This is a genomic window from Streptomyces sp. NPDC056527 (genome assembly GCF_042794475.1).
Lineage (GTDB): Bacteria > Actinomycetota > Actinomycetes > Streptomycetales > Streptomycetaceae > Streptomyces.
In genome coordinates this window covers 18,558-39,999 of record NZ_JBHTTQ010000041.1, presented here as the reverse complement: position 1 = coordinate 39,999, position 21,442 = coordinate 18,558, and the positions used below count along the sequence as shown (strand labels likewise).

Annotated in this window: 23 protein-coding genes; 16 read left to right on the top strand and 7 right to left on the bottom strand. The window is 72.4% G+C overall.

Annotated elements, in window-relative coordinates:
* Positions 1-34 precede the first annotated feature (34 nt).
* Together ACFQ7Q_RS20585 and ACFQ7Q_RS20580 are read left to right on the top strand one after the other, a co-directional pair.
* A complete protein-coding gene (locus ACFQ7Q_RS20585; protein ID WP_383557194.1) occupies positions 35-577 on the top strand; it encodes a helix-turn-helix transcriptional regulator in 543 nt (180 codons plus the stop codon).
* Between the two features lie 151 nt (positions 578-728).
* Positions 729-1,412 carry a glycerophosphodiester phosphodiesterase gene (locus tag ACFQ7Q_RS20580; RefSeq protein WP_383557136.1) on the top strand — a complete coding sequence of 228 codons (684 nt, stop codon included), beginning with the start codon at positions 729-731 and terminating at the stop codon, positions 1,410-1,412.
* 16 nt (positions 1,413-1,428) lie between these two features.
* Here ACFQ7Q_RS20580 and ACFQ7Q_RS20575 read toward each other — a convergent pair whose 3' ends face one another.
* Positions 1,429-1,980 (bottom strand): GNAT family N-acetyltransferase, encoded by a 552-nt coding sequence (locus tag ACFQ7Q_RS20575; protein ID WP_383557134.1) that lies wholly within the window; start codon positions 1,978-1,980, stop codon positions 1,429-1,431.
* Between the two features lie 146 nt (positions 1,981-2,126).
* Here ACFQ7Q_RS20575 and ACFQ7Q_RS20570 point away from each other — a divergent pair, with 146 nt between their 5' ends.
* The 4 genes from ACFQ7Q_RS20570 (at position 2,127) to ACFQ7Q_RS20555 (ending at position 5,284) form a co-directional block, all read left to right on the top strand.
* The gene (locus ACFQ7Q_RS20570) at positions 2,127-2,684 is read left to right on the top strand and encodes a DUF5134 domain-containing protein (RefSeq protein WP_383557131.1); all 558 of its coding nucleotides are present in this window, start codon (positions 2,127-2,129) and stop codon (positions 2,682-2,684) included.
* Between the two features lie 86 nt (positions 2,685-2,770).
* Positions 2,771-3,706, top strand: a complete 936-nt coding sequence (locus ACFQ7Q_RS20565) for a M56 family metallopeptidase (protein WP_383557127.1) — start codon at positions 2,771-2,773, stop codon at positions 3,704-3,706.
* 66 nt (positions 3,707-3,772) lie between these two features.
* Positions 3,773-4,450 (top strand): phosphatase PAP2 family protein, encoded by a 678-nt coding sequence (locus ACFQ7Q_RS20560; RefSeq protein WP_383557124.1) that lies wholly within the window; start codon positions 3,773-3,775, stop codon positions 4,448-4,450.
* Between the two features lie 129 nt (positions 4,451-4,579).
* The gene (locus ACFQ7Q_RS20555) at positions 4,580-5,284 is read left to right on the top strand and encodes a TetR/AcrR family transcriptional regulator (protein WP_383557121.1); all 705 of its coding nucleotides are present in this window, start codon (positions 4,580-4,582) and stop codon (positions 5,282-5,284) included.
* Here ACFQ7Q_RS20555 and ACFQ7Q_RS20550 read toward each other — a convergent pair.
* Entirely contained in the window at positions 5,260-6,789 is a 1,530-nt protein-coding gene (locus ACFQ7Q_RS20550; RefSeq protein WP_383557120.1) for an LVIVD repeat-containing protein, read from the bottom strand. The genes ACFQ7Q_RS20555 and ACFQ7Q_RS20550 overlap by 25 nt on opposite strands.
* 193 nt (positions 6,790-6,982) lie before the next feature.
* Here ACFQ7Q_RS20550 and ACFQ7Q_RS20545 point away from each other — a divergent pair, with 193 nt between their 5' ends.
* Positions 6,983-7,633, top strand: coding sequence for a DUF305 domain-containing protein (locus ACFQ7Q_RS20545; RefSeq protein ID WP_383557118.1), 651 nt, complete (start codon positions 6,983-6,985; stop codon positions 7,631-7,633).
* A 112-nt stretch (positions 7,634-7,745) separates the two neighbouring features.
* Complete coding sequence (locus ACFQ7Q_RS20540; RefSeq protein WP_383557114.1) at positions 7,746-9,137, top strand: FAD-dependent oxidoreductase; 1,392 nt, start codon at positions 7,746-7,748, stop codon at positions 9,135-9,137.
* A gap of 199 nt (positions 9,138-9,336) precedes the next feature.
* On the opposite strand, the gene ACFQ7Q_RS20535 is transcribed toward ACFQ7Q_RS20540, so the two are convergent.
* Positions 9,337-9,702 carry an ArsR/SmtB family transcription factor gene (locus tag ACFQ7Q_RS20535; protein ID WP_383557111.1) on the bottom strand — a complete coding sequence of 122 codons (366 nt, stop codon included), beginning with the start codon at positions 9,700-9,702 and terminating at the stop codon, positions 9,337-9,339.
* A 125-nt stretch (positions 9,703-9,827) separates the two neighbouring features.
* On the opposite strand from ACFQ7Q_RS20535, the gene ACFQ7Q_RS20530 reads away from it, so the two are divergent.
* The 5 genes from ACFQ7Q_RS20530 (at position 9,828) to ACFQ7Q_RS20510 (ending at position 14,857) form a co-directional block, all read left to right on the top strand.
* Complete coding sequence (locus ACFQ7Q_RS20530) at positions 9,828-10,910, top strand: NADH:flavin oxidoreductase/NADH oxidase (protein WP_383557108.1); 1,083 nt, start codon at positions 9,828-9,830, stop codon at positions 10,908-10,910.
* 174 nt (positions 10,911-11,084) lie between these two features.
* Positions 11,085-12,170, top strand: a complete 1,086-nt coding sequence (locus ACFQ7Q_RS20525; RefSeq protein WP_383557105.1) for a WD40/YVTN/BNR-like repeat-containing protein — start codon at positions 11,085-11,087, stop codon at positions 12,168-12,170.
* A 33-nt stretch (positions 12,171-12,203) separates the two neighbouring features.
* A complete protein-coding gene (locus ACFQ7Q_RS20520) occupies positions 12,204-12,881 on the top strand; it encodes a uracil-DNA glycosylase (RefSeq protein ID WP_383557103.1) in 678 nt (225 codons plus the stop codon).
* Positions 12,878-13,849: an N-acetylglucosamine kinase gene (locus ACFQ7Q_RS20515; RefSeq protein ID WP_383557100.1), complete on the top strand. Its 972-nt coding sequence runs from the start codon at positions 12,878-12,880 to the stop codon at positions 13,847-13,849. The genes ACFQ7Q_RS20520 and ACFQ7Q_RS20515 overlap by 4 nt, the downstream gene beginning before the upstream one ends.
* An 87-nt stretch (positions 13,850-13,936) precedes the next feature.
* On the top strand, positions 13,937-14,857 hold the full coding sequence (locus tag ACFQ7Q_RS20510; protein WP_383557097.1) for a sirohydrochlorin chelatase: 921 nt from the start codon (positions 13,937-13,939) through the stop codon (positions 14,855-14,857).
* A 75-nt stretch (positions 14,858-14,932) separates the two neighbouring features.
* Here ACFQ7Q_RS20510 and ACFQ7Q_RS20505 read toward each other — a convergent pair whose 3' ends face one another.
* Both ACFQ7Q_RS20505 and ACFQ7Q_RS20500 read right to left on the bottom strand, forming a co-directional pair.
* Positions 14,933-15,979 carry a lactonase family protein gene (locus ACFQ7Q_RS20505; RefSeq protein ID WP_383557094.1) on the bottom strand — a complete coding sequence of 349 codons (1,047 nt, stop codon included), beginning with the start codon at positions 15,977-15,979 and terminating at the stop codon, positions 14,933-14,935.
* 111 nt (positions 15,980-16,090) lie between these two features.
* Entirely contained in the window at positions 16,091-17,593 is a 1,503-nt protein-coding gene (locus ACFQ7Q_RS20500; RefSeq protein WP_383557191.1) for an FUSC family protein, read from the bottom strand.
* Between the two features lie 311 nt (positions 17,594-17,904).
* Here ACFQ7Q_RS20500 and ACFQ7Q_RS20495 point away from each other — a divergent pair, with 311 nt between their 5' ends.
* The 3 genes from ACFQ7Q_RS20495 (at position 17,905) to ACFQ7Q_RS20485 (ending at position 19,847) form a co-directional block, all read left to right on the top strand.
* Complete coding sequence (locus tag ACFQ7Q_RS20495; protein WP_383557091.1) at positions 17,905-18,387, top strand: Lrp/AsnC family transcriptional regulator; 483 nt, start codon at positions 17,905-17,907, stop codon at positions 18,385-18,387.
* Positions 18,388-18,411: 24 nt separating this feature from the next.
* Positions 18,412-19,098, top strand: coding sequence for an HAD family hydrolase (locus ACFQ7Q_RS20490; protein WP_383557088.1), 687 nt, complete (start codon positions 18,412-18,414; stop codon positions 19,096-19,098).
* 113 nt (positions 19,099-19,211) lie between these two features.
* Positions 19,212-19,847, top strand: coding sequence for a DinB family protein (locus tag ACFQ7Q_RS20485; RefSeq protein ID WP_383557085.1), 636 nt, complete (start codon positions 19,212-19,214; stop codon positions 19,845-19,847).
* A 126-nt stretch (positions 19,848-19,973) separates the two neighbouring features.
* Here ACFQ7Q_RS20485 and ACFQ7Q_RS20480 read toward each other — a convergent pair whose 3' ends face one another.
* Both ACFQ7Q_RS20480 and ACFQ7Q_RS20475 read right to left on the bottom strand, forming a co-directional pair.
* Complete coding sequence (locus ACFQ7Q_RS20480) at positions 19,974-20,657, bottom strand: TetR/AcrR family transcriptional regulator (RefSeq protein ID WP_383557082.1); 684 nt, start codon at positions 20,655-20,657, stop codon at positions 19,974-19,976.
* Between the two features lie 2 nt (positions 20,658-20,659).
* Positions 20,660-21,358, bottom strand: a complete 699-nt coding sequence (locus tag ACFQ7Q_RS20475; RefSeq protein WP_383557079.1) for a hypothetical protein — start codon at positions 21,356-21,358, stop codon at positions 20,660-20,662.
* Positions 21,359-21,442: the final 84 nt, after the last annotated feature.

Sequence of the window (21,442 nt, the reverse complement as noted above, 5' to 3'; positions counted from 1 at the left end):
CACGGAACACGGATTGCCGCAGACCGCCTGGGCGGTGCTCGGGCTGCTCTCCTTCCCCGGCGGGCGCACCGGCTACGAGCTGAAGAAGTGGGCGGACGCGTCCCTGCGCTTCTTCCACTGGTCGCCGGCGATCAGCCAGATCTACGCGGAGCTGCGCCGGCTGGAGTCGCGGGGATACGTGATGTCGGAACGGTCGGGTCCTGAGGAGCCGCGGACCAAGCGGCGGTACGCGATCACGGACGCGGGCCGGGCGGCGCTGGCCGACTGGGCCGACGGCGACGGCGGGCCCGTGGTGCTCAAGCATCCGCTGGTGCTGCGGGTCTGGCTGGGGCATCTCGCCGCCCCGGAGCGGCTGCGGACGCTCGTCGAGGAGCACATCGCCCGCACAGAGGGCGAGCTCAAGGAGGTCCGGGACGCGCTCGCCCGGGCCGAGGCCGAGCCGGAGTGGCGCCATCCGGCCGTGGCCCTGCGCTGGAGCGAACGGCAGCACCTGGCGGAGCTGGAACTCGCCGAGTCGATGCTGACGGACCTTGAGGCGCTGGTGGAGGCTCCCGCCAGGGGCGAGGCGGGGCCCTGAGGGGCCCGCGGGTGTGACGCCCGGAGTGGCACCTTCCGACGCCCCGCGCGCGTGCGCTTCCTTCTTGCGGTGAAGTCATTAGGCTGCGCCCCGAGCCGCACCGGGAGCCCGGAGGGACCTGGGCCCGGACATCGACGGAAGCGAGAAGATCTTGAGTTTCCTCACCATCGGTCATCGCGGAGTCATGGGCGTCGAGCCCGAGAACACCCTGCGCTCCTTCGTCCGGGCCGAGCAGGCCGGCATGGACGTCATCGAACTGGATCTCCATCTGAGCAAGGACGGCGCCCTCGTCGTCATGCACGACGCCGATGTCGGCAGGACCACCGACGGCAGCGGCGCGATCGCCGAGAAGACCCTCGCGGAGCTGCGCGAGCTGGACGCGGGCGGCGGGGAGCGCGTCCCCGTCTTCGAGGAGGTCCTGGACGCGGTGCGTTCCCCGCTGCAGGCCGAGATCAAGGACGTCGCCGCCGCCCGTGCCCTCGCCGAGGTGATGAAGCGGCGTGACCTGGTTGGCCGGGTGGAGGTCCTCTCCTTCCACGACGAGGCCCTCGCCGAGGTCTCCCGGCTGGTCCCCGGCGTCCGTACCGCGCTCGTGGCGGACCTGTGGGACGCCGACGTCGTGGACCGGGCCAAGGCGGTCGGCGCCGGCGCCCTGGTCCTGAACATCCGGCACCTCACGCTGGAGACCGTCGAGCGCGCGCACGGCGAGGGCCTGCGAGTGATCGGCTGGGTCGTGAACACCCAGGACCACCTGCGGCTGGTGCGGGCCCTGGAGCTCGACGGCGCGACGACCGACTATCCGGAGATCCGCCGCACCGGCCGCTTCACGGCCTGATCCGCCGGCCCGGGGCTCAGACCAGCGGCTTCACCAGGAGCTCGAACTGCAGGTCGTCCCGCTGCGGGACACCGAAGCGCTCGTCGCCGTACGGGAAGGGGGTCATCCTTCCCGTACGGCGGTAGCCGCGCCGCTCGTACCAGGCGATGAGTTCCTCGCGCACGGAGATCACCGTCATGTGCATCTCGCGCACGCCCCAGATCTCCCGCACCCGGCGCTCCGCCTCGGCGATGATCAGGCGGCCCAGACCGGCGCCCTGGAGTTCGGGGCGGACCGCGAACATGCCGAAGTAGGCGGCGTCGCCGCGGTGTTCGAGCTGGCAGCAGGCGACGACCTCGCCGTCGCGCTCCACGACCATCAGCCGGCTGCCCGGGGTGGTGATGACGGCGCGCACGCCCTCGGCGTCGGTCCGCTGCCCCTGGAGGATGTCCGCCTCGGTGGTCCAGCCGGTCCGGCTCGAGTCGCCGCGGTAGGCCGACTCCACGAGCGGCACGAGGACCGGGACGTCGTCCTCGACGGCGTCGCGGTAGCCGATCCGACCGGTGTCCTGCGGCGTGACGGTGTCCATGCTGTTCGGGTCTCCCCTCGGGGCGCTGACGATCCCCCCGAGCGTATCGCCCCGTCCCCGTGCTCCCCCGCGTACGCCTGTGCGCTCGCGTAGGCCGGGCCGGGCGCGGGCATCGACCCGGGGGAAGACCCACGGGGAGGTGTGACGTGCACGGACCGGCGTTGTCGGCCTGGCTGTTGCTGACGCTGTGCGGGGCCAGCGGGGTGTACTGCCTGCTGCGGATGCGCCGATGCGTGGGCGAGGAGCGCAGGACGGCGGGGAGCGAGGCCGTGATGGGCTTCGGGATGGCGGCGATGGCGCTGCCCCCGGCCGTGCTCACGCCTCCCCCCTGGTCGTGGGTCGTGTACGCGGCCGTGTTCGGGGCGGCGGCCCTCCACGCGCTGTCGACGGTGCGGCGCGGCGGGCATCATCTGCACCATCTGCTGGGCTCCTTGGCGATGGTCTACATGGCGGTGGTCATGGCGTCCCCGGCACAGGGAGCGCACGGGGGGCACGGCGTCGGGAGCACCGCGGGCGTACCGCTCGTGACGGGTGCGCTCCTCGCGTACTACGTCGTGTACGTGCTCCGCACGGGAACGCGGCTCGTCCCGGTGGCGGTGTCGGCGGGCGGTCCGCCGGTGGCCTGGGCCACCCGGCCGGAGTTCGCGCTGGTGTGCCGGCTGTCGATGGCGCTCGCGATGCTGGCGATGCTCGTGACCCTCTGACGCCGGCCGCGCCGAAACCGTGGCGTACGTCACTTGGCGTGCGAGGCCATACCCCCGAGTAGTACGGCCCTCATAGGCTGGACGCCATGTTGGTCTCCCTCGCGCTGCTCTCGCTCGGCGTCCTGACCGCCGCCGTGGCCCCACGGCTGTTGTCACGGTCCGACTGGGCGGAACGCGAGCCCGTGGTGGCCCTGTGGGTGTGGCAGTGCGTGGTGGCTGCGGTGCTGCTGAGCTTCGCGCTGTCGATGACGTTCAGCGCCGCGGCCGCATGGCAGGTGGTGCGGGGCCAGGTCTTCGCGGGTGCGCCGCACGGAGTGCTGGAGGCGTACGAACTGGGCGCCCACCGGCCCTGGTCGGCGGCGCTCGCCGTGCTCCTGGCCTGTGGCGGACTGTGGACCGGCGCGATGCTCGGCCGCGAGATCCGCCGGGCTCGGGCGCGCCGTCGGCAGCGCCGCTGCGAACTGCTCGTCCGTGCCCCTCTGTTGCCGGGCGAGGAGCCGGGCAGCGAGCGCCTCGTGGTGCTGGAGGGCGAGCGGCCGGACGCCTGGTGGCTGCCGGGGACCGCGCCGCAGCTGGTCATCACGACGGCGGCGCTGCGCCGCCTCAAGGGACGCCAGCTCGATGCCGTGCTCGCGCACGAGCAGGGACACGCCCGGGCGCGCCACGACTGGCTGCTGCACTGCTCGGGGGCGCTGGCGGGAGGGTTCCCTGGGATTCCGGTCTTCGCGGCCTTCCGGGGCGAGATGCACCGCCTGGTGGAGCTGGCGGCCGACGATGTGGCCTCGCGGCGGTTCGGGCGGCTGACGATCGCGCTGGCGCTGGTGGAACTGAACGAGGAGCGCGGGGTGTTCGGCCCGGGTACCGCACCGGACGCGGACCTGCCGCAGCGGGTCAACCGCCTCCTCACGGCCGCTCCGCGGCTCACGGCCGGGCGGCGGCTGGGACTGACGGCGTCCGCGGCCCTCGTGCCGGTCGTGCCGGTCCTGGTGGCGTTCGTCCCCGCTCTCAAGGCGCTCGGATAACCGGGGATTCCGGCGCGTAGCCGGGGTTGACGGCGATCCGGCGCGCGGGTCGGGGAAGATCGGGCCATGCGCTCCTCCGCCGTGGTCTCCGCCGCCCTGGCCGTGCTGCTGCTCGTCCTGGTCGCTGTGGGCTGGCCCCCGCTGCTCTCCCTGGACCGCTCCATCACCGACGAGCTGCACCGCAGCGCCGTCGCCGAGCCGGGGTTCACCCAGCTCAACCGGATCCTGAGCGACTGGGTGTGGGATCCATGGACGATGCGCGCGCTGATCGCCGTCGCGGTGGTGGTGCTGTGGTGGCGGCGCGAGCGGCTGCTCGCCCTGTGGCTGACGGTCACCAGCCTGCTGACGGCGGCCGTCCAGCAGGGCATGAAGTGGGCGGTCGACAGGGAGCGGCCCGGCTGGCCCGATCCGGTGGACTCGGCTCAGTACGCGTCGTTCCCCTCGGGGCACGCCATGACGGCGACGGTGAGTTGCGGGCTGCTGCTCTGGGTGCTCGCACTGCACTGGCGGGAGAACTGGCGGGGCTGGAGCGTGATCACCGTGGCGGCCCTGGTGTCGGTGCTCGGTGTGGGGTGGACCCGCGTCTATCTGGGGGTGCACTGGCCGTCGGACGTGGTGGCCGGCTGGCTGCTCGGGATCTGCCTCGTGATTGTGTCGATCATCACGTTCCGCACGTACGGCCGGGGCGCCGGACGGGCCGGTCCGCCGGGGGCCGCACGGAGGAGAATGGGAGAAACGCGATGAAGCCGCCTGTCCTGGACGATCCCCCGCGTCGCCCAGAACAGACGGCAAACCCGCTGACCAGCCACGAAGGCGCGACAGCAAGCTGCGCTGAGTATATTGGCTGCGAGCCAGTCAACGCAGGAGTCAAGCATGTCCCCGCGTAGCCCATCGGTCAATGAAGAGCTTCGACGCCGCTCGCGGGAGCGCCTCCTGGAGGCGACCGTCGAGCTCGTGTCCGAGCGCGGTTACGAGGCGACGACGCTGGGCGACATCGCCGAGCGGGCCGGTTCGGCACGTGGTCTGATCTCGTACTACTTCCCGGGCAAGCGCCAGCTGCTGCAGTCGGCGGTGCACCGGCTGATGCACCTCACGCTGGAGGAGGCGCTGGAGCGCGAGCCGCGGACCGAGGACGGCCGGGAGCGGATGGCGCGGGCCATCGACGCGATCCTGGGCCTCGCGGTGGACCGCCCCGTGCTCATGCGGACGCACATGGCGGGCATCCTGCAGGCCGAGGGGTTCGTGCAGTGTCCGGAGCAGCAGCGGCTGGCCTTCCTGCTGCGGGACACGGTGACGCGGTACGGCTCCACGAACGTGGACGCGGACTATCCGCTGCTGCGGGCGCTGCTGATGGGCGCGGTCGTGGCGGTGCTGCTGCCCGGGGCGCCGATGCCGATGGCCCGGCTGCGGTCGGAGCTGTTCCAGCGCTACGGGCTGGACTGGGAGCAGGGAATGCCGCCGGACGGTGGTCCGCCCGACGGCATTCCCTTCACGGCCTCGGTGTTAGAGCTCCGGGTGCCGTGTCAGTCGTCCGGGACTCAGCCGTCGAAGGCTCAGTCCTCGAAGTCCTCGAAGTAGTCCGGCTGGGTCTGGACGTTGAGCGCGTCCATCCGGATCCGCTTCGCCGGGTCCGTACGACGGTCGTCGAGCTTCAGCACGTCGAAGCCCTTCGCGATGTCGTTGGAGTAGATGTAGCCGTTGTAGTAGTACGCGGACCACGAACCGCCGGTGCTGATCGTGGTGGCGGAGAGCGGACCGCGCTCGAAGTAGGCGATCTCCTTCGGCTTGCTGGAGTCGGTGAAGTCCCAGACGGAGACGCCGCCCTGGTACCACGCCTGGACCATGAGGTCCTTGCCCTTGACCGGGATCAGCGAGCCGTTGTGGGCGACGCAGTTCTCGGTGGCCGCCTGGTGGCGCGGGATCTTGAAGTAGCTGCGGAAGACGAGCTTGCGGTGCTTGCCCTTGCCGACGATGTCGTAGATGCCGTCCGCGCCGCGGTTCGGGCCGACGGCCGCGTTGCAGGTCGCGCCGGAGCCGCCGCCGAGCTCGTCCGTGAAGACGACCTTGTTCGCCTTCTGGTTGAAGGTCGCCGAGTGCCAGAACGCGAAGTTGACGTTGTCCTGGACCTGGTCGATGACCTTCGGGTGCTCCGGGTCCTCGATGTCGAAGAGGATGCCGTCACCCATGCAGGCGCCGGCCGCGAGGTCCTTGCCCGGCAGCACGGTGATGTCGTGGCAGCCGGTGGTCTTGGAGACACCCGGGTTGGTCGGACCGCCGGGGTTGCCGCCGCCGTCCGGACCCTCGCCCGGGAACAGGACGGGGAAGCTCACGATCGCGGCCTTCTCGGGCGCCTTGCGGGGCACCTTGATGACCGAGATGCCGTCGTGCGGGGGCTGGCAGTCCGGGAACGCGGCGTTGGGCGAGTAGGAGGAGACGTAGACGTACACGTCCTTCTTCTTCGGCACCAGCGTGTGGGTGTGCGAGCCGCACGCGGTCTCGACGGCGGCGACGTACTTCGGGTTGCGGATGTCGCTGATGTCGAAGATCTTCATGCCCTCCCAGGAGGACTTCTCCGTGGCCGGCTGACTGACGCTGGCACAGGAGTTGTCGCTGCGGGAGGAGTCGGTGGAGAGGAAGACGAGGTTGCCGGAGACGGAGATGTCGTTCTGGGAGCCCGGGCAGAGGACCTGGGCGACCGTCTTCGGCGCGCGCGGGTTGCTGATGTCGAAGATGCGGAAACCGTCGTAATTGCCCGCGAAGGCGTACTTGCCCTGGAAGGCCAGGTCGGAGTTGGTGCCCGCGAGCGCATCCTTGGGGATGTTCACGAGGTGCTGGATGTTGTCGCTGTGGACGATCTCGTCCACGCCGGGTATCTCGCCGCTCTGGATGGCGGACCGGGCCTCGGCCGCCTGTGCAGAGGAGACGGTGCCCTGCGCGGTGCTGTCACCCGGGTCGGGCGTGGCGGCCGCGGGGCCGGCCGCGAGCAGGCTGACCAGCAGTCCGGCCGCGGCGGTCGCCACACCCAGACCTCTGATCCGTGCGCGCGGGGTACGCGTGATGCGCGTGGTACGCAACGAAGTCACTCCGTCCTCCCTTGTATCCGTTCGTAGTTGAACGGGTGATGGACCCCGGCAGTATCGTCCTTAGCGTGCACATCTCAACAGATGGCAACACACATGTAATGAATGTTTTTGCTCGATGCCCCTGAGAAGCGTGCTAGGAACGGTGCCCGACGCTTGTCCCCCCGGTCCCTCGGAACCACCCCTGGAGGTCGCCTTGTTGAACCGCCGTATCCGTGGAGCTGTTGCCGTCGCGCTGAGCATCGCCGCGGTGTGGGCGCTGTCCGCCTGCGATTCGGCCCCGGACACGAAGGCGCCGCAGGGCCAGGGGGCTTCGGGTCCCGCGGTGGTTGCCCCCGGGAAGCCGGGCGAACCGGCGCGGAGGATATCGCCGGCCGAGGCGTCCCGGCTGCTGCCCGACGACAAGCCCAACGCGGCGGACTACACCTATGCGCAGATGATGATCGTGCACCACAGGCAGGCGCTCACGATGACCGCGCTCGCTCCGCAGCGGGCCGGGTCGGCGCAGGTCAAGAAGTTGGCGGACCGCATCACGGCGGCGCAGAAGCCGGAGATCGACGCCATGGAGGGCTGGCTGAAGAACAACGGCGGTCCGCGTGAGCAGAGCGGTCACGACCACCACACGATGCCGGGGATGGCGACCGAGGCGCAGTTGGCGCAGCTGCGGAAGGCGAAGGGCACGGCGTTCGACGATCTGTTCCTGAAGCTGATGGTCACCCACCACGAGGGCGCGGTGACGATGGCGGCCGAGGTGCTGGGCCAGGGGAACAACGTCCTCGTGGAGGAGATGGCGAACGACGTGATCGCGCAGCAGACGGCGGAGATCAACCGGATGCGCTCGATGTAGCGGAGCCCGCCCCGCGGCGGCCGGGCCTGTCGCGTGTCTCCCCTGCCGGGGCTTCCGGTGCCATGCTGGAAGCCTCTCGGCGGGAATCCCCGCGGCGGGAAGGAGTACGGCCGTGCTTCGTGTCGCTGTCGTCGGTTCCGGGCCCAGCGGGGTCTACACCGCCCAGTCGCTGGTCCAGCAGTCCGGTGTGCCCGGGGTGCGGGTCGACGTCCTGGACCGGCTGCCCTGCCCGTACGGCCTGGTCCGCTACGGCGTCGCGCCCGACCACGAGAAGATCAAGTCGCTCCAGCAGAACCTGCGGGCTGTCCTGGAGGACGAGCGGGTCGGGTTCGTCGGCAATGTCGAGGTGGGCGAGCGAGGACTGACCCCTGAGCGCCTCCTGGAGCTGTACCACGCGGTCGTGTACTGCGTGGGCGCGGCGCGGGACCGTCGGCTGGGGGTGCCGGGCGAGGACCTGGCGGGCAGCCACTCGGCGACGGACTTCGTCTCCTGGTACAGCGCGCACCCCGATGCCGCGGGCAACGGTTTCCGGCTCGACGGGCGCTCGGCGGTCGTGATCGGCGTGGGCAACGTGGCGGTGGACGTCACCCGGATCCTGGCCCGGGGCGCGGACGAACTGCGGCCCACGGACGTGCCGCAGGACGCCCTCGCCGCGCTGGAGGCCAGCCGGGTGCGCGAGGTGCACATGGTGGGGCGGCGGGGCCCCGGGCAGGCCAAGTTCACGACGAAGGAGCTACGGGAACTGGGCGGCCTGGGCGGCGCGCGGGTGAGCGTGGATCCGGCGGATCTGGCGCTGGACCCCACCTTCGCGGACTCCTCGGCGCTGCCGGCCGTGAACCGGCGGAATCTGGAGGTCGTCCGAGGGTGGGCGGCGGGCGCGGCACAGGACCCGGGCGCGGCGACACCGGACGGCGAGGCGGAGGCGGCGCGGAGCATCCGGCTGCGGTTCTTCCTGCGGCCGGTGGAGCTGCTGGGCGAGGACGGCCGGGTGGTCGCGGTCCGCTTCGAGCGCACGGAGCCGGACGGCGCCGGCGGCGTGCGGGGCACCGGGCGGTACGAGGAGATCGAGGCCCAGCTGGTCCTGCGGGCCGTCGGCTACAAGGGGGTCGCCCTGCCCGGGCTTCCCTTCGACCAGGCCCGGGGGACGGTCCCGAACGAGGCCGGCCGGGTGCTGCGGGACGGCGTGCCGTCACCGGGCGAGTACGTCGCCGGCTGGATCAAGCGTGGCCCCACGGGCGTCATCGGCACCAATCGCCCGTGTGCCAAGGAGACCGTGACGTCCCTGCTGGCCGACGCGGCGGAGCTGGCTCGGCGTCCCGTGGCGGCCGACCCGATCGCCGCACTGCGGGACCTGGGTCACGAGCCGGTGGCCTGGCGGGGCTGGCTCTCCATCGAACGCGCCGAGTCGGACCTGGGCCGCTCACTGGGCCGCGGCCGGGTGAAGATCCCGGACTGGCCGGGCCTCCGCGCGGCGGCACGGGAGGGTACGGGCGGGGAGGGCTAGCGGCACGGCCGGGAGGTGCGGCCGCGCGCGGACTGCCGAGGCGCGGGCGTCAGCAGCCCGGGCCACCCTTCGTTCGGCGGAGAGGTGGGGCCGCGCCGAGGCTGTGGGCGCCGACCGTCCGGCGACCACCCCGGAGGCGTGGGCCCGCCCAGGCCGCGGAGCCGGCCCGCGCGGGCCGCTCCGTTCCCGTGTGAACCCGTTACGCGTCGCCGTCGGCCCGTTGCCCCAGGCGCTCCGCCTGGGCCTCGGTCGCCCGCAGGACGCTGTCCAGGAGGCCGGGGAAAAGAGTGTCCAGGTCCTCGCGGCGCAGGGCGTTCAGCTTGGCGGTGCCCCGATAGATCTGCTGGATGACGCCGGCCTCGCGCAGCACGCGGAAATGGTGCGTCGTCGTCGACTTGGTCACCGGGAGGTCGAAGTAGGAGCAGCTCAACTCGGTGCCCTCGCGCGCCATGTCGCTCACGATCGTGAGCCTCACCGCGTCGGACAGCGCATGCAGCACCCCCTCCAGGCGGATCTCCTCCCGCGCGGGGTGGTCCAGGACCCGAGGGTTGGTCGCGGTCGTCACGGCGGCGGCTCCACTTCATCCGGGGTACGCGCCCATTGTACGAGAACTCTCGTAGTTTGACAGATGACGTACTACGATGAGTATCGTACGAGCATCCTTCGAGGCCCCCCGAAACGGAGTCCGTCATGAGCGTCGCCCTGTTCGAGCCCTACACCCTGCGGTCGCTGACCATCCCGAACCGGGTGTGGATGGCCCCGATGTGCCAGTACTCGGCAGAGGTGTTCGGTCCGAACGCGGGAGTCGCCAACGACTGGCACTTCGCCCACTACGCCTCCCGCGCCACCGGCGGGACCGGCCTCATCCTCGTCGAGGCGACCGCCGTCGCCCCCGAGGGCCGGATCAGCCCCGCCGACCTGGGCATCTGGAACGACGCCCAGGTCGAGGCGCTCCGGCGCGTCTCCGCGTTCCTCAAGGAGCACGGCACCGTCCCCGGCATCCAGATCGGACACGCGGGCCGCAAGGCGTCCACCAAGCGCCCCTGGAACGGCCGCGGTCCGGTCGGCACCGACGACCACGGCTGGCAGCCGGTCGCGCCGAGCCCCGTCGAGTTCGCCGAGGGCCACCCCGTCCCGACCGAGCTGACGACGGAGCAGATCGCCGAGATCACCGGACAGTTCGCCGACGCGGCCCGCCGCGCCCTGGCGGCCGGCTTCGAGGTGCTCGAAGTGCACGGCGCCCACGGCTACCTCATCGGCGAGTTCCTCTCCCCGCACAGCAACCACCGCACCGACGCCTACGGCGGCTCCTTCGAGAACCGCACCCGGCTGGCCCTCGAAGTCGTCGACGCCGTACGGGCGGTGTGGCCCGAGGAGCTCCCGCTCTTCTTCCGGATCTCGGCGACCGACTGGCTGGAGGACCAGGGGTGGACCCCGGACGAGACCGTCCGCTTCGCGCGCCTGCTGCGGGAGCACGGCGTCGACCTGCTCGACGTCTCCAGCGGCGGCAACGGCGGCCCCGCCCGGATCCCGGTCGGCCCCGGATACCAGGTGCCCTTCGCCGCCCGGGTGAAGGCGGAGACCGATCTGCCCGTGGCCGCGGTGGGGCTGATCACGGAGATCGACCAGGCGGAGAAGATCGTCGCCAACGGTGAGGCCGACGCCGTCCTGCTCGGGCGCGAACTGCTCCGCGACGCCTCGTGGGCCCGCCGGGCGGCGCGCGAGCTGGGCGCCGAGACCCATGCGCCGAGCCAGTACGCCTGGGCGATCTGAGCCCCCGCTCCTCCGCGCGGAACCCGCACGCCGCGATTCCGCGCTCCAGGCTCTCCCCAGGTTGACGCGGAACACGCCCGTGACCTGGGGAGACGCCCGTTCCGGGAGCCGCTGTCAGTAGCCGGGTGCAGACTGGCCCCTATCCGCGACAACGGCGTCCTGGAGGTGTCGGCCATGCCCGACGTAGTACTGACCGTAGGCACCCGCAAGGGTCTGTTCATCGGCCGAAGGCGCGACGGCCGGTGGGAGTTCGACGCACCCCACTTCAACGCGCAGGCGATCTACTCGGTCGCCATCGACAGCCGGCGCTCCACCCCGCGGCTCCTCGTCGGCGGCGACAGCTCCCACTGGGGCCCGTCCGTCTTCCGCTCCGACGACCTCGGCGCCAGTTGGACCGAGCCGCCGAAGCCTGCGGTCAAGTTCCCCAAGGACACCGGGGCTTCACTGGAGCGGGTCTGGCAGCTGCATCCCGCGCCCGCGCACTCCCCGGACGTCGTCTACGCGGGCACGGAGCCCGCCGCCCTGTTCAGATCGGAGGACGGCGGCACGTCGTTCGAGCTGGTCCGCCCGCTGTGGGAGCACCCGACCCGATCGCGGTGGGTGCCCGGCGGAGGCGGCGAGGCCGTGCACACGATCGTGACCGATCCACGCGATCCGGAGGCGGTGACGGTCGCGGTGTCGACGGCCGGCGTGTTCCGCTCCCGCGACGGCGGGGCGAGCTGGAACCCCTCCAACCAGGGGGTGTCCGCCGTCTTCCTGCCCGATCCGGACCCGGAGTTCGGCCAGTGCGTGCACAAGATCGCGCAGGACGCGGGGGACCGGGACCGGCTCTATCTGCAGAACCACTGGGGTGTGTACCGCAGTGACGACGCGGGCGGGAAGTGGACCGACATCGGCGCCGGCCTCCCCTCCGACTTCGGCTTCACGGTCGCCGCGCACCCCCATCGGCCCGACGTGGCCTATGTGTTCCCCATCAACGCCGACGAGGACCGGGTGCCGGCCGGACACCGTTGCCGTGTCTACCGTACGAGTGATGCCGGGGCCAGCTGGGACGCGCTGACGGCCGGGCTGCCGGAGGGCGACCACTACGGCACGGTCCTGCGCGACGCGATGTGCACCGACGACGGCGATCCGGCCGGCGTCTACTTCGGCAACCGCAACGGCGAGGTGTACGCCAGCGCGGACGACGGTGACAGCTGGCAGCTGCTCGCCGAGCACCTGCCGGACGTGCTCTGCGTGCGTGCGGCGGTGATCGGGTGAGCCCCGTGGCGCTGCGCCAGTAGAGTGACGCACGTGGCAGCACGACCGTTGAATGAGATCGTCGAACCGGGGTGGGCGCATGCGCTCGCGCCCGTGGCCGAACGCATCGCCGCTATGGGCGACTTCCTGCGTCAGGAGATCGCCGCAGGGCGGACCTACCTGCCCGCGGGAGCGAACGTCCTACGGGCGTTCCAGCAGCCCTTCGACGAGGTGAGGGTCCTGATCGTCGGCCAGGACCCGTACCCGACGCCGGGGCATGCGGTGGGCCTGAGCTTCTCCGTGGCACCGGAGGTGAGCCCCGTGCCGCCGAGCCTGGACAACATCTTCCGGGAGATGCACACCGACCTGGGCCTGCCCCGGCCGTCGAACGGCGATCTGACGCCCTGGACACGCCAGGGTGTGCTGCTGCTCAACAGGGCGCTCACCACCGCGCCCCGCAAGCCCGGCGCCCACCGTGACAAGGGGTGGGAGGCCGTCACCGAGCAGGCCATCCGGGCGCTGGCCGCCCGCGGGAAGCCACTGGTGTCCGTGCTGTGGGGCCGTGACGCGCGCAATCTGCGTCCGCTGCTGGGCAATCTGCCGGCGATCGAGTCCTCGCACCCCTCCCCGATGTCGGCAGACCGCGGGTTCTTCGGTTCGCGGCCGTTCAGCCGCACCAACGAACTTCTTCTGCGCCAAGGGGCGCAGGAGGTGGACTGGCGGCTGCCGTGACGGACGCGGGCTGGGTCGTCGGGGTCGACTCGGGGGGCTCGGGGCTGCGGATCGCCCTCGCCCGGGCGTACGACGCCCGCCCCGTGGAGACCGTGACGTCCGGCGAGCCGGTGCGGACCGGTCCCGGCGGGATCGAGGCGGCCCATCTCCTCGCGCAAGTGCTGCCCGCCGTCGAGGCGATGCTGGGCCGCGCCGGTGCGGCGGACGTGTCCGCTCTGGCGGTCGGGGCCGCCGGCATGGCGACGCTCGGCGACGAGCTGCGTGCCGTGCTGCCCGGCGCCCTGGACCGGGCGCTGGGCGTACGACGCCTGGCGCTGGCCGCCGACGCCGTCACCGCGTACGCGGGGGCTCTCGGACAGCGGCCCGGTGCGGTGGTGGCGGGCGGCACGGGCCTGATCGCGCTCGGCACGGATCTCACGTCCTGGCGCCGCGCCGACGGCTGGGGTCATCTGCTCGGCGACTGCGGCAGCGGTGCCTGGATCGGCCGGGCCGGTCTCGAGGCGGCGATGCGGGCCTTCGACGGGCGCCGGGGTGGTTCGCCGGCGCTGCTCGCCCGTGCCGAGGCGCGGTTCGGTCCCGCCACCGGGCTGCCGGGAGCGCTCTATCCACGGACCGACCGGCCCGCCGTGCTGGCCTCCTTCGCCCCCGAGGTGGCACACTGCGCCACGGTCGGCGACGAGGTGTCGACGGGGATCCTGCGGCGGGCCGCCGCGCATGTGGCCGAGGCCGCGGCCGCCGTGTGCCCGGTCACGGGAGCGTCCGAAGTGGCCCTGACGGGGGGCCTGTTCAAGATGGGCGACCCTCTCCTCGTACCGCTGCGCGCGCAGCTGGCGGAACAATTGCCGCATGCCCGCCCTACGTCGGCTGCCGGGGATCCGCTCGCCGGGTCGCTCGCCATCGCCGGTTGGCTGGCCACGGACACGCTGCGGCTGCCCACGGAGCCTCAGTTGCTGCAATTGGCCCGGTAAACGACGGTTCGGACAAAGAGGGGCAGATAACGCGCTGCTGCACCTCAGTGCCCTGCGCGGCGGACGAAACCAGTAACATGCGGCGCCATGAGCTCCCCCACTGGGCCTGCTTCCGGCCTGCCTGTACGAATGCCGCGACCCCGCCAGCCCGGACGGCACCGTCGCCCCGAACCCGTGGCGGCGCCCGAGGGTGCTCCCGCACTCGTTCTCGCCGTCCCCGGCGTGCCGTCGGCCGCCATACGCTCGCTGGCCGAAGAGGTCGTGAGCATCGCCCGTTCCGAGCTGCCCGGCCTGGAGGCCGTGATCGGCTACCTGGACGGTGACGACGCGGAGTACCCGACTCTCGGAACCGTGCTGACGCGGGCCGAGACGCTGCGCACCGAGCGGTACCAGCTGGCCCTGGCCGCCGGCCGCGAGGCCAGCGCCCCCGAGGGCCCGGCCGCGGTCGTGGTGCCGCTGCTCGCCGGCCCGGACAGCGCCCTGATGCGCCGGATCCGCCAGGCCGTGATGGACAGCGGCAACGTCGCCGAGCTGACGGACGTCCTCGGACCGCACCCGCTGCTCGCCGAGGCCCTGCACGTGCGCCTCTCGGAGGCCGGTCTGGCCCGCGCCGACCGCGCCCGGCTCTTCACGGTGGCCACGGCCGCCGACGGCATCGTCCTGGCCACGGTCGGCGGCGAGGAGGCCGTGCAGGCCGCCGGCATCACCGGCATGCTGCTGGCCGCCCGGCTGGCCGTCCCGGTCATGGCCGCCGCGCTGGACCAGGAGGGCTCGATCACCGCGATCGCCGAGCAGCTGCGCGGCTCCGGTTCGGTGCAGCTGGCGCTCGCCCCGTACCTGATCGGTCCCGAGCTGGCCGACGGCCTGCTCGACGCGGCCGCCAAGGAGGCGGGCTGCGCCGCCGCCGAGCCGCTGGGCGCCTACCCGGCGATCGGCAAGCTGGTGCTCTCGCAGTACACCGCCGCGCTGGGCATCGCCCCGCAGCAGCAGGGTGCCCCGGCCGTCTGATCGGTCCATGGCATACGGGAGGGCCCGCACCGGATACGTCCGGCGCGGGCCCTCCGTACGCCGGGGTCCGCGGGTTCAGCCGAAGACCACGCAGGAGGCGGACGGAGCCTCGACCGCGCCCGCGCGGCGCGGGATGCCGCTCTCCGCGTCGATGTCGAACCAGGTCACGTCGCCGGAGTGCTCGTTGGCCGCGTAGAGCCGCCGCCCTGAGGGATCGAGGGCCAGGTCGCGGGGCCAGCGCCCGCCGCAGGGCACGGAGGCGACCAGGGCGGCCTTCTCGCCGGTCCCGTCGAGAGCCAGGACGGCGATGGTGTCGTCCCCCCGCACGGCGGCCCACAGGAATCTGCCGTCGGGGGCGACGACCACCGAGGAGGGGTGGCTCGACCCCGTGGCACCCTCCGGCAGCACGGACGTCTCCGCGACCGGTTCGAGGGCCCCGGCCGCCGCGTCCCAGCGGCAGACCGTGAGGGTGGGCTCCAGCTCGTTCAGCACGTAGGCGTGGCCGCCGGCCGGGTGGAAGGCCAGGTGACGCGGGCCCGTGCCGGGGCGCAGGGCGGTCGCGCCGTGCGGCCGCAGGGCCCCGGAGGCGGGATCGAGACCGTAGATCCGTACGGAGTCCGTGCCCAGGTCCACCGCGGTCGCCCAGGACCCGCCGGGGGCGGGCAGGACCTGGTGGGCGTGCGGGCCGCGCTGGCGCTCGGCGACCGGTCCGGAGCCCTCGTGCCGGGCGACGTCGGTGGCGGAGCCGAGCGCGCCGTCCGGGCCGATGGGAAGGGCGGTGACGCTGCCGGAGCCGTAGTTGGCCGTGAGGACATGGCCCGCGGCGACGGCGAGGTGGGTGGGTCCGGAGCCCTGTACGGCCACGGGAGCGCCGAGCGGCCGGGGGACGGCTCCGGTCACGTCGAAGGCGGCCGCGGCGCCCTCATCGGCCTCCGAGACCGCGTACAGGACCGTGCCCGCGAGGGCGAGGAAGGACGGGTCCGCCAGAGCCGCGGTCTCGGCGGTGACGGTCAGGGCGCCGGTGGAGGCGTCCACGTCGGCGGTGAGGATGCCGCGGCCGCCGGCCGACGTGAACGATCCGATGAAGGCCCGTACCGGTTCCCGCGCGTCTGTGCCGCTCATGGCGTCTCCCCTCTCCGCCGGGCGGTCACGACCGACCGCCCGCGTCGTCGGGGCCGACGTTAGCAGGCGGTCTAGACCAACTTGGATCAAGTGGCCGGAAGGGTCCGTTCCTCAGGCCGCCGGGACGAGGGGGGCGCTCGGGGAGGTGCGCAGCGGCGCAGCCAGGTCGACCAGCGCACGCTCCAGGCCGTACAGGTGGCCGAGGGCCACCTCGGCGCCCGGGTGGTGCGGGGGCAGGGCGTCGCCCGCGACGGAGGCTGAGCGCGCGGGCCTCGTCGGCGGAACGAGGGCGTGGACGGCCGCCTCGACCCGCCAGGACGCGGCGGCGAGCCGGGCGTCGTGGGAGGCGTCGGGGTCGGCGGCGACCGCGGCGAGACCGCGGATCTCCCGGGCGCAGTCGTCGAGCAGGGCGAGGACGCGGCGGGCGCGGGCCTTGCGGGCCCGCAGCGGGCTCAGCGGGTGGACCAGCGGCGCCAGCGAGAGCCGCACCCGGCCGAGCAGGACCTCCAGGTCGGCGGCGAGCGGCGCGGGGTCGGCGTCCGGGTCGCCGGCGAGCCTTCGTGCCGCGACGGTGGTGCAGTCGTGCACACAGGTGACGGCTCGCTCGATCCAGGCGTTGGTGGCGGCGTGGGTGGTCACCGGCAGCAGGGCGACACCGATCGCCGCGCCGAGCGCGCCGACCGCGGTCTCCTCGAAGCGGAGCAGCAGCAGCCCGGGGTGCAGGACGCCGAGCAGTCCGTACAGCAGCCCGGCCATGACGGTCACGAAGAACATCATCCAGCTGTACGAGAGCGGGGCGGTGTAGAAGATCCCGAAGACGCACACGGCGACCAGGAGGGCGGTCGGGGCGGGCGCGCCGGCGAGCGGGATCGCGATCAGGAGTCCGGCGGCGATGCCGGTCACGGTGCCGACGACCCGGCGGAAGCCGCGGACGAGGGTCTCGCCGCGCGAGGCGGTGTTGACGAAGATCCACCACGCGGTGCCGACGGCCCAGTACCAGCGTTCGTGGGAGATGAACTGACCGGCGGCGAGCGCGACGGCGCAGGCGGCGGTGGCCTGGAACGCCTGCCGGGTGGTGACCCGGTGGAGGCCGCGGCCGGGCAGCGGGGCGGGTGCGGCGGGCGGCGGGACACGCCGCTCGATGCACCAGGCGACGAAGCGGACCGTGCCCGAGACGACGACGGCGAGCGCCACCGCCGCGTACAGCTCCGGCAGCTGCGCGGGCAGCGCGTGGAGGAACTGGGTGACGAAGAACATCATGAACGCGAAGATGCCGAGCGCGTGTCCGCGCGGGCCCCAGCGGCGGGCGTACACGCCCGCGAAGACGACGAGCAGCCAGGACGCGTCACGCAGCAGCGGGGCGCCGTGCAGGGCGGTCGCGAGGGCGAGGACCGGGAAGCCGGCCGCCGGCAGCAGGGCCGTGGTGGTCAGCTGCCGCCGCACGGTCGGGTCGCCGACGGTGAAGAGCACGAGCAGCGCGGCGAGACCGCCGGTGATCGAGGCGGTGAGGGAGAGTCCGGCGAGCTCGGCCGCGGCGACGGAGAGTCCGACGCCGAGGACGGCGCGCGAGGAGACCCTCAGCCGGACCCGGCCCGGGTCGGGTGCCACGAACACGAGTCGGACGAGCCGACGCCCGGCCGCCCGGAGCTGCTTCACGGCGGTTGTTCCGCGCTCGCTGCCGTACACACACCCTCTTCGCATGATCTCGTGTCCCGGCCTGCTTGTGGCGGCCCCTGGACATGGGAAAGGCGCCGCGGGTCGGTTCCCGGCCTCGTCGCCGGTCCGGCGCATGCGCGGCGCCATCTCTTCGTACTCTTCTCAGAGGAAAGCACCTGGTCACCCGATGGCTCAACTCAACCGGCCGGAGGTGTGCCGTTGGTACAGTCGTCGCGGGTAGAACTCGGCCAGAAGGAGGCCAACGGACCATGGCGGTGGACGAGCTCGACACACGCGTCCTGCGGCTGCTGATCGAGCAGCCGCGCACCAGCGTGCGCGAGTACGCGCGGATCCTGGGGGTGGCCCGGGGCACGGTGCAGGCCCGGATCGACAGGTTGGAGCGGGACGGGGTGATCACCGGCACCGGTCCGGTGCTCTCCCCCGCGGCGCTCGGCCACCCGGTGCTCGCGTTCGTGCACATCGAGGTCACGCAGGGGCATCTGGACGAGGTCGGCGACGCGCTCGCCGCCGTGCCGGAGATCGTCGAGGCGTTCTCGATCACGGGCGGCGGGGACCTGCTGACGCGGGTGGTGGCCCGGGACAACGGCCATCTCGAGGATGTGATCCAGCGGCTGATCCAGCTGCCGGGCGTGGTGCGCACCCGTACGGAGATGGCGCTGCGCGAGCGCGTTCCGCACCGGCTGCTGCCCCTGGTGGAGGCGATGGGGCGGGCGTCGGGCCGGGGCGCCTGATCCGGGGTTGAGATGCTGGGACGCATGAGCACACCGCGCCCTTCGGTCATCTTCGATCTCGACGGAACGCTGGTGGACAGCGAACCGAACTACTTCGAGGCCACCCGGCGGACGCTGGGCGCGTTCGCGGGGGACACGGACTTCGACTGGGAGCGGCACACGCGCTTCATCGGGATCGGGACGCGGGAGACGCTGGAGATCCTCGGGGAGCGGTACGGGATCGAGGCGCCCGTCGACGAGCTGCTCGCCGCCACCAACCGGGACTACCTGGAGCTGGCGCGGGCGTCGACCCCGGTCTATCCGCAGATGCGGGCCCTCGTGGAGCGCCTGTACGCGGAGGGGGTTCCGATGGCGGTGGCGTCCGGCTCGTCGCTCGCGGCGATCGAGGCGGTCCTCGGCGGGACGGGGCTCGACGCGTTGCTGACCACCCTGGTCTCCGCGGAGGAGGTGGAGCGCGGCAAGCCGGAGCCGGACGTCTTCCTGGAGGCGGCGCGCCGGCTCGGGGCGGAGCCGGCACGGTGCGTGGTGTTCGAGGACGCGGCCCCGGGCGCCGAGGCGGCGCGGGCGGCGGGGATGCGGTGCGTGGCACTGCCGTACGTGGCGGCGACGGTGGACGACCCGGCGTTCCGCGCGGCCGATCTGGTGTTCCGTGGCGGACAGGCGGAGTTCACCGCCGAGGCGGCACTGGCCTGGCTCGACGGTCTGGCATAGGGCTCCCGGCCGCCGCTCCGCCCCGACGCCGGACGGGAGGAAAACCGCGCGCCGTGCGGCGTGTTCGTGTGTCAGGGTACGGACGCCCCGTCCCGACGCGCCGAGGAGCACGTATGTCCCTACCGCCCCGACTGATCCCGCTGCTCGACCAGTTCGACTTCGCGCGGCTCAGGCTCCGGCAGCGCATGGCGGGGCCGTTCGTGGACAGCGGCAACGGCACGGACGTGGGGGTCGAGGCGCTCACCGACGAGGAGTACCTCTGGGAGCCGGTGCCGGGCTGCTGGTCGGTCCGTCGCCGCGCCGAAGGGCCGGGCCCCCGGGCGACCGTCCTGACCGGCGTGGGCGACTGGGGGCGCGACACCAGCCCGCCTCCGCACCCCACTCCCCCGCCGTTCACCACCATCGCCTGGCGGCTGAGCCATCTGAGCGAGCTCATGGCGCTGCGCGCGGACCACACCGACGGCACCCACAGTCTGACCCGTGACGACTACCTGATCAGCGGCGATGTCGCCGCGGCGATCGATGCCTTCGACGCCGGGGCGGAAGCCTGGCGCAAGGCCCTGCTCTCCGTCGACGACGAGGCACTCGACACGGTGGGCCTCAGCACCTACCCGCACGGCAGCGATCCCGAGGACCCTTTCCTGGAGATCGTCTGGTGGGTCAACCAGGAACTGCTGCACCACGGAGCCGAGATCGCGCTCCTGCGGGACCTGTACCGGGAACGCGCCGCCTGGAGTATGTCTCCTTGACGGGTCGGCTGACGGGCTGCGTCCGTCCGGTCAGTGATCACTGCTGCGACGTGGCACCGGATCGAGCCGTGAGCCTTCCGCCTGCTGCTCCGGTCGAGCGTCGCGGACCGGAGGGACAGGCCGGCGTCACGAGGGCTGGGCCCCGAGGCCGTCGAGGATGAGGTTGAGGCCGAAGTCCAGGGCGGGCCTGACATTGCCGTCGTCCTCCAGCGTGCCTGAGGTCGTCAGAGACGCGAGGGTGGGGAACCGGTCGGACTGGACGACCTCCGCGAGAAGGTTCCCGTAGTCGGATCCGGACGGGAGGATCTCGGTGGCGATCCGAGCCAGGTCGCGGACGGCGCTGGAGACGAACATGGCGGTGGCGACCAGGTTTTCGGCGGCGAGGCCCGACTGCGCCAGAGGGCGCAGAAGGGCCTCGAACCAGGCCAGCTCGTTCGGGCCGGTCGGCGCTCCGGTGGTTGCCACCCGCAGCGTCCAGGGATGAGCGAGGTAGAAGTCCCAGGCCGCGTCGGCCCAGTTCAGAATCTCGGCGCGCCACTCCTTGCCCGACTCGGCCGGGGGGCTGCCCTGCGCGCGGTCGACCATCAGGGCGACCAGCTGCTCCTTCCCGGGGACGTGCCGGTACAGGGCCATCGCGGTGTAGCCGAGTTCGCCGGCGACCCGCTGCATCGACACCGCACCCAGCCCCTCGGCGTCGGCCAGCGCGATGGCGGCCTCGACTATGCCGTCGACGCTGAGGGAGGACCGAGCGCTCTTCTTCGTCTCCCAGAGGAGTCGGAAGGTGGCCGCCGCGCTCTTGTCCACTGACACTGCTACCGCCGATTCTCCGAGGTCGATCCCGGTTGCCCAGCATAGTGGCGGGCTTTTCGGTGTCGGAGCAGCGCGATGCCGACCGAGAGGACCCAGTAGGCATAGAGGCTGGCGATGGTCGCTGTGGTGCCCCAGCCGTTGGCGCTGAAGAATTGTCCCGTGTCGTTGCCGAAGTACAGCGACGGGACGAACGCGATATTGATCAGGGCGATGACGTACGCCGATCGGGCGACCCACCGCGACAGCAGCCCTGAGCGCACCACGGCATACCCGGCGGCCGTCAGGAACACCGCTGTGAGGATGCGCCCGATCGAGCCGTACAGCAGGTACGAGCCCGCAGCGGTGATGGTCGGATCGACCGGCGCCTCGGCGGCTATGACTTCCCCCGCCTGCTGGGAGTGCGCGACGAAGGTGACGACGATGTAGGCGAGCGCCGCACCGTAGGCGAGGTCCGCGACCCAGCCACAGGCAGGTTCCGCCTGGCGGATGAGCTCACGAAGCCCGGTGGCGAAGCCCAGAAGCAGCACGAGGACGACGAGGCTGAGCATGATGCGGGTCAGCACATTGGAGTCGGGCGGCACCCCGTCATGAACGAAGTAGAGCGGCACTTCGATGACCTGCAGGAACGTGAACGCCGCGCCTGTGACTGCGGTGAACCCGCGCAGCGAAAGGCCGTCGATACGTAATGTTGTGTACGACATAAGCAAGAGTATATGCCGTACACCTCTGGCCCGTGGACGGCATGCGTACGGCCGCCAACTTCGTCACGATGGCGACGCATCCCC

What these genes read in the sequence shown, in the direction of transcription:
- ACFQ7Q_RS20575 (WP_383557134.1), bottom strand. Translation starts at nt 1,980, where the DNA reads ATGGACACCGTCACGCCGCAGGACACCGGTCGGATCGGCTACCGCGAC.
- ACFQ7Q_RS20565 (WP_383557127.1), top strand. Translation starts at nt 2,771, where the DNA reads ATGTTGGTCTCCCTCGCGCTGCTCTCGCTCGGCGTCCTGACCGCCGCC.
- ACFQ7Q_RS20560 (WP_383557124.1), top strand. Translation starts at nt 3,773, where the DNA reads ATGCGCTCCTCCGCCGTGGTCTCCGCCGCCCTGGCCGTGCTGCTGCTC.
- ACFQ7Q_RS20555 (WP_383557121.1), top strand. Translation starts at nt 4,580, where the DNA reads ATGTCCCCGCGTAGCCCATCGGTCAATGAAGAGCTTCGACGCCGCTCG.
- ACFQ7Q_RS20530 (WP_383557108.1), top strand. Translation starts at nt 9,828, where the DNA reads ATGAGCGTCGCCCTGTTCGAGCCCTACACCCTGCGGTCGCTGACCATC.
- ACFQ7Q_RS20525 (WP_383557105.1), top strand. Translation starts at nt 11,085, where the DNA reads ATGCCCGACGTAGTACTGACCGTAGGCACCCGCAAGGGTCTGTTCATC.
- ACFQ7Q_RS20510 (WP_383557097.1), top strand. Translation starts at nt 13,937, where the DNA reads ATGAGCTCCCCCACTGGGCCTGCTTCCGGCCTGCCTGTACGAATGCCG.
- ACFQ7Q_RS20505 (WP_383557094.1), bottom strand. Translation starts at nt 15,979, where the DNA reads ATGAGCGGCACAGACGCGCGGGAACCGGTACGGGCCTTCATCGGATCG.
- ACFQ7Q_RS20495 (WP_383557091.1), top strand. Translation starts at nt 17,905, where the DNA reads ATGGCGGTGGACGAGCTCGACACACGCGTCCTGCGGCTGCTGATCGAG.
- ACFQ7Q_RS20490 (WP_383557088.1), top strand. Translation starts at nt 18,412, where the DNA reads ATGAGCACACCGCGCCCTTCGGTCATCTTCGATCTCGACGGAACGCTG.
- ACFQ7Q_RS20485 (WP_383557085.1), top strand. Translation starts at nt 19,212, where the DNA reads ATGTCCCTACCGCCCCGACTGATCCCGCTGCTCGACCAGTTCGACTTC.
- ACFQ7Q_RS20475 (WP_383557079.1), bottom strand. Translation starts at nt 21,358, where the DNA reads ATGTCGTACACAACATTACGTATCGACGGCCTTTCGCTGCGCGGGTTC.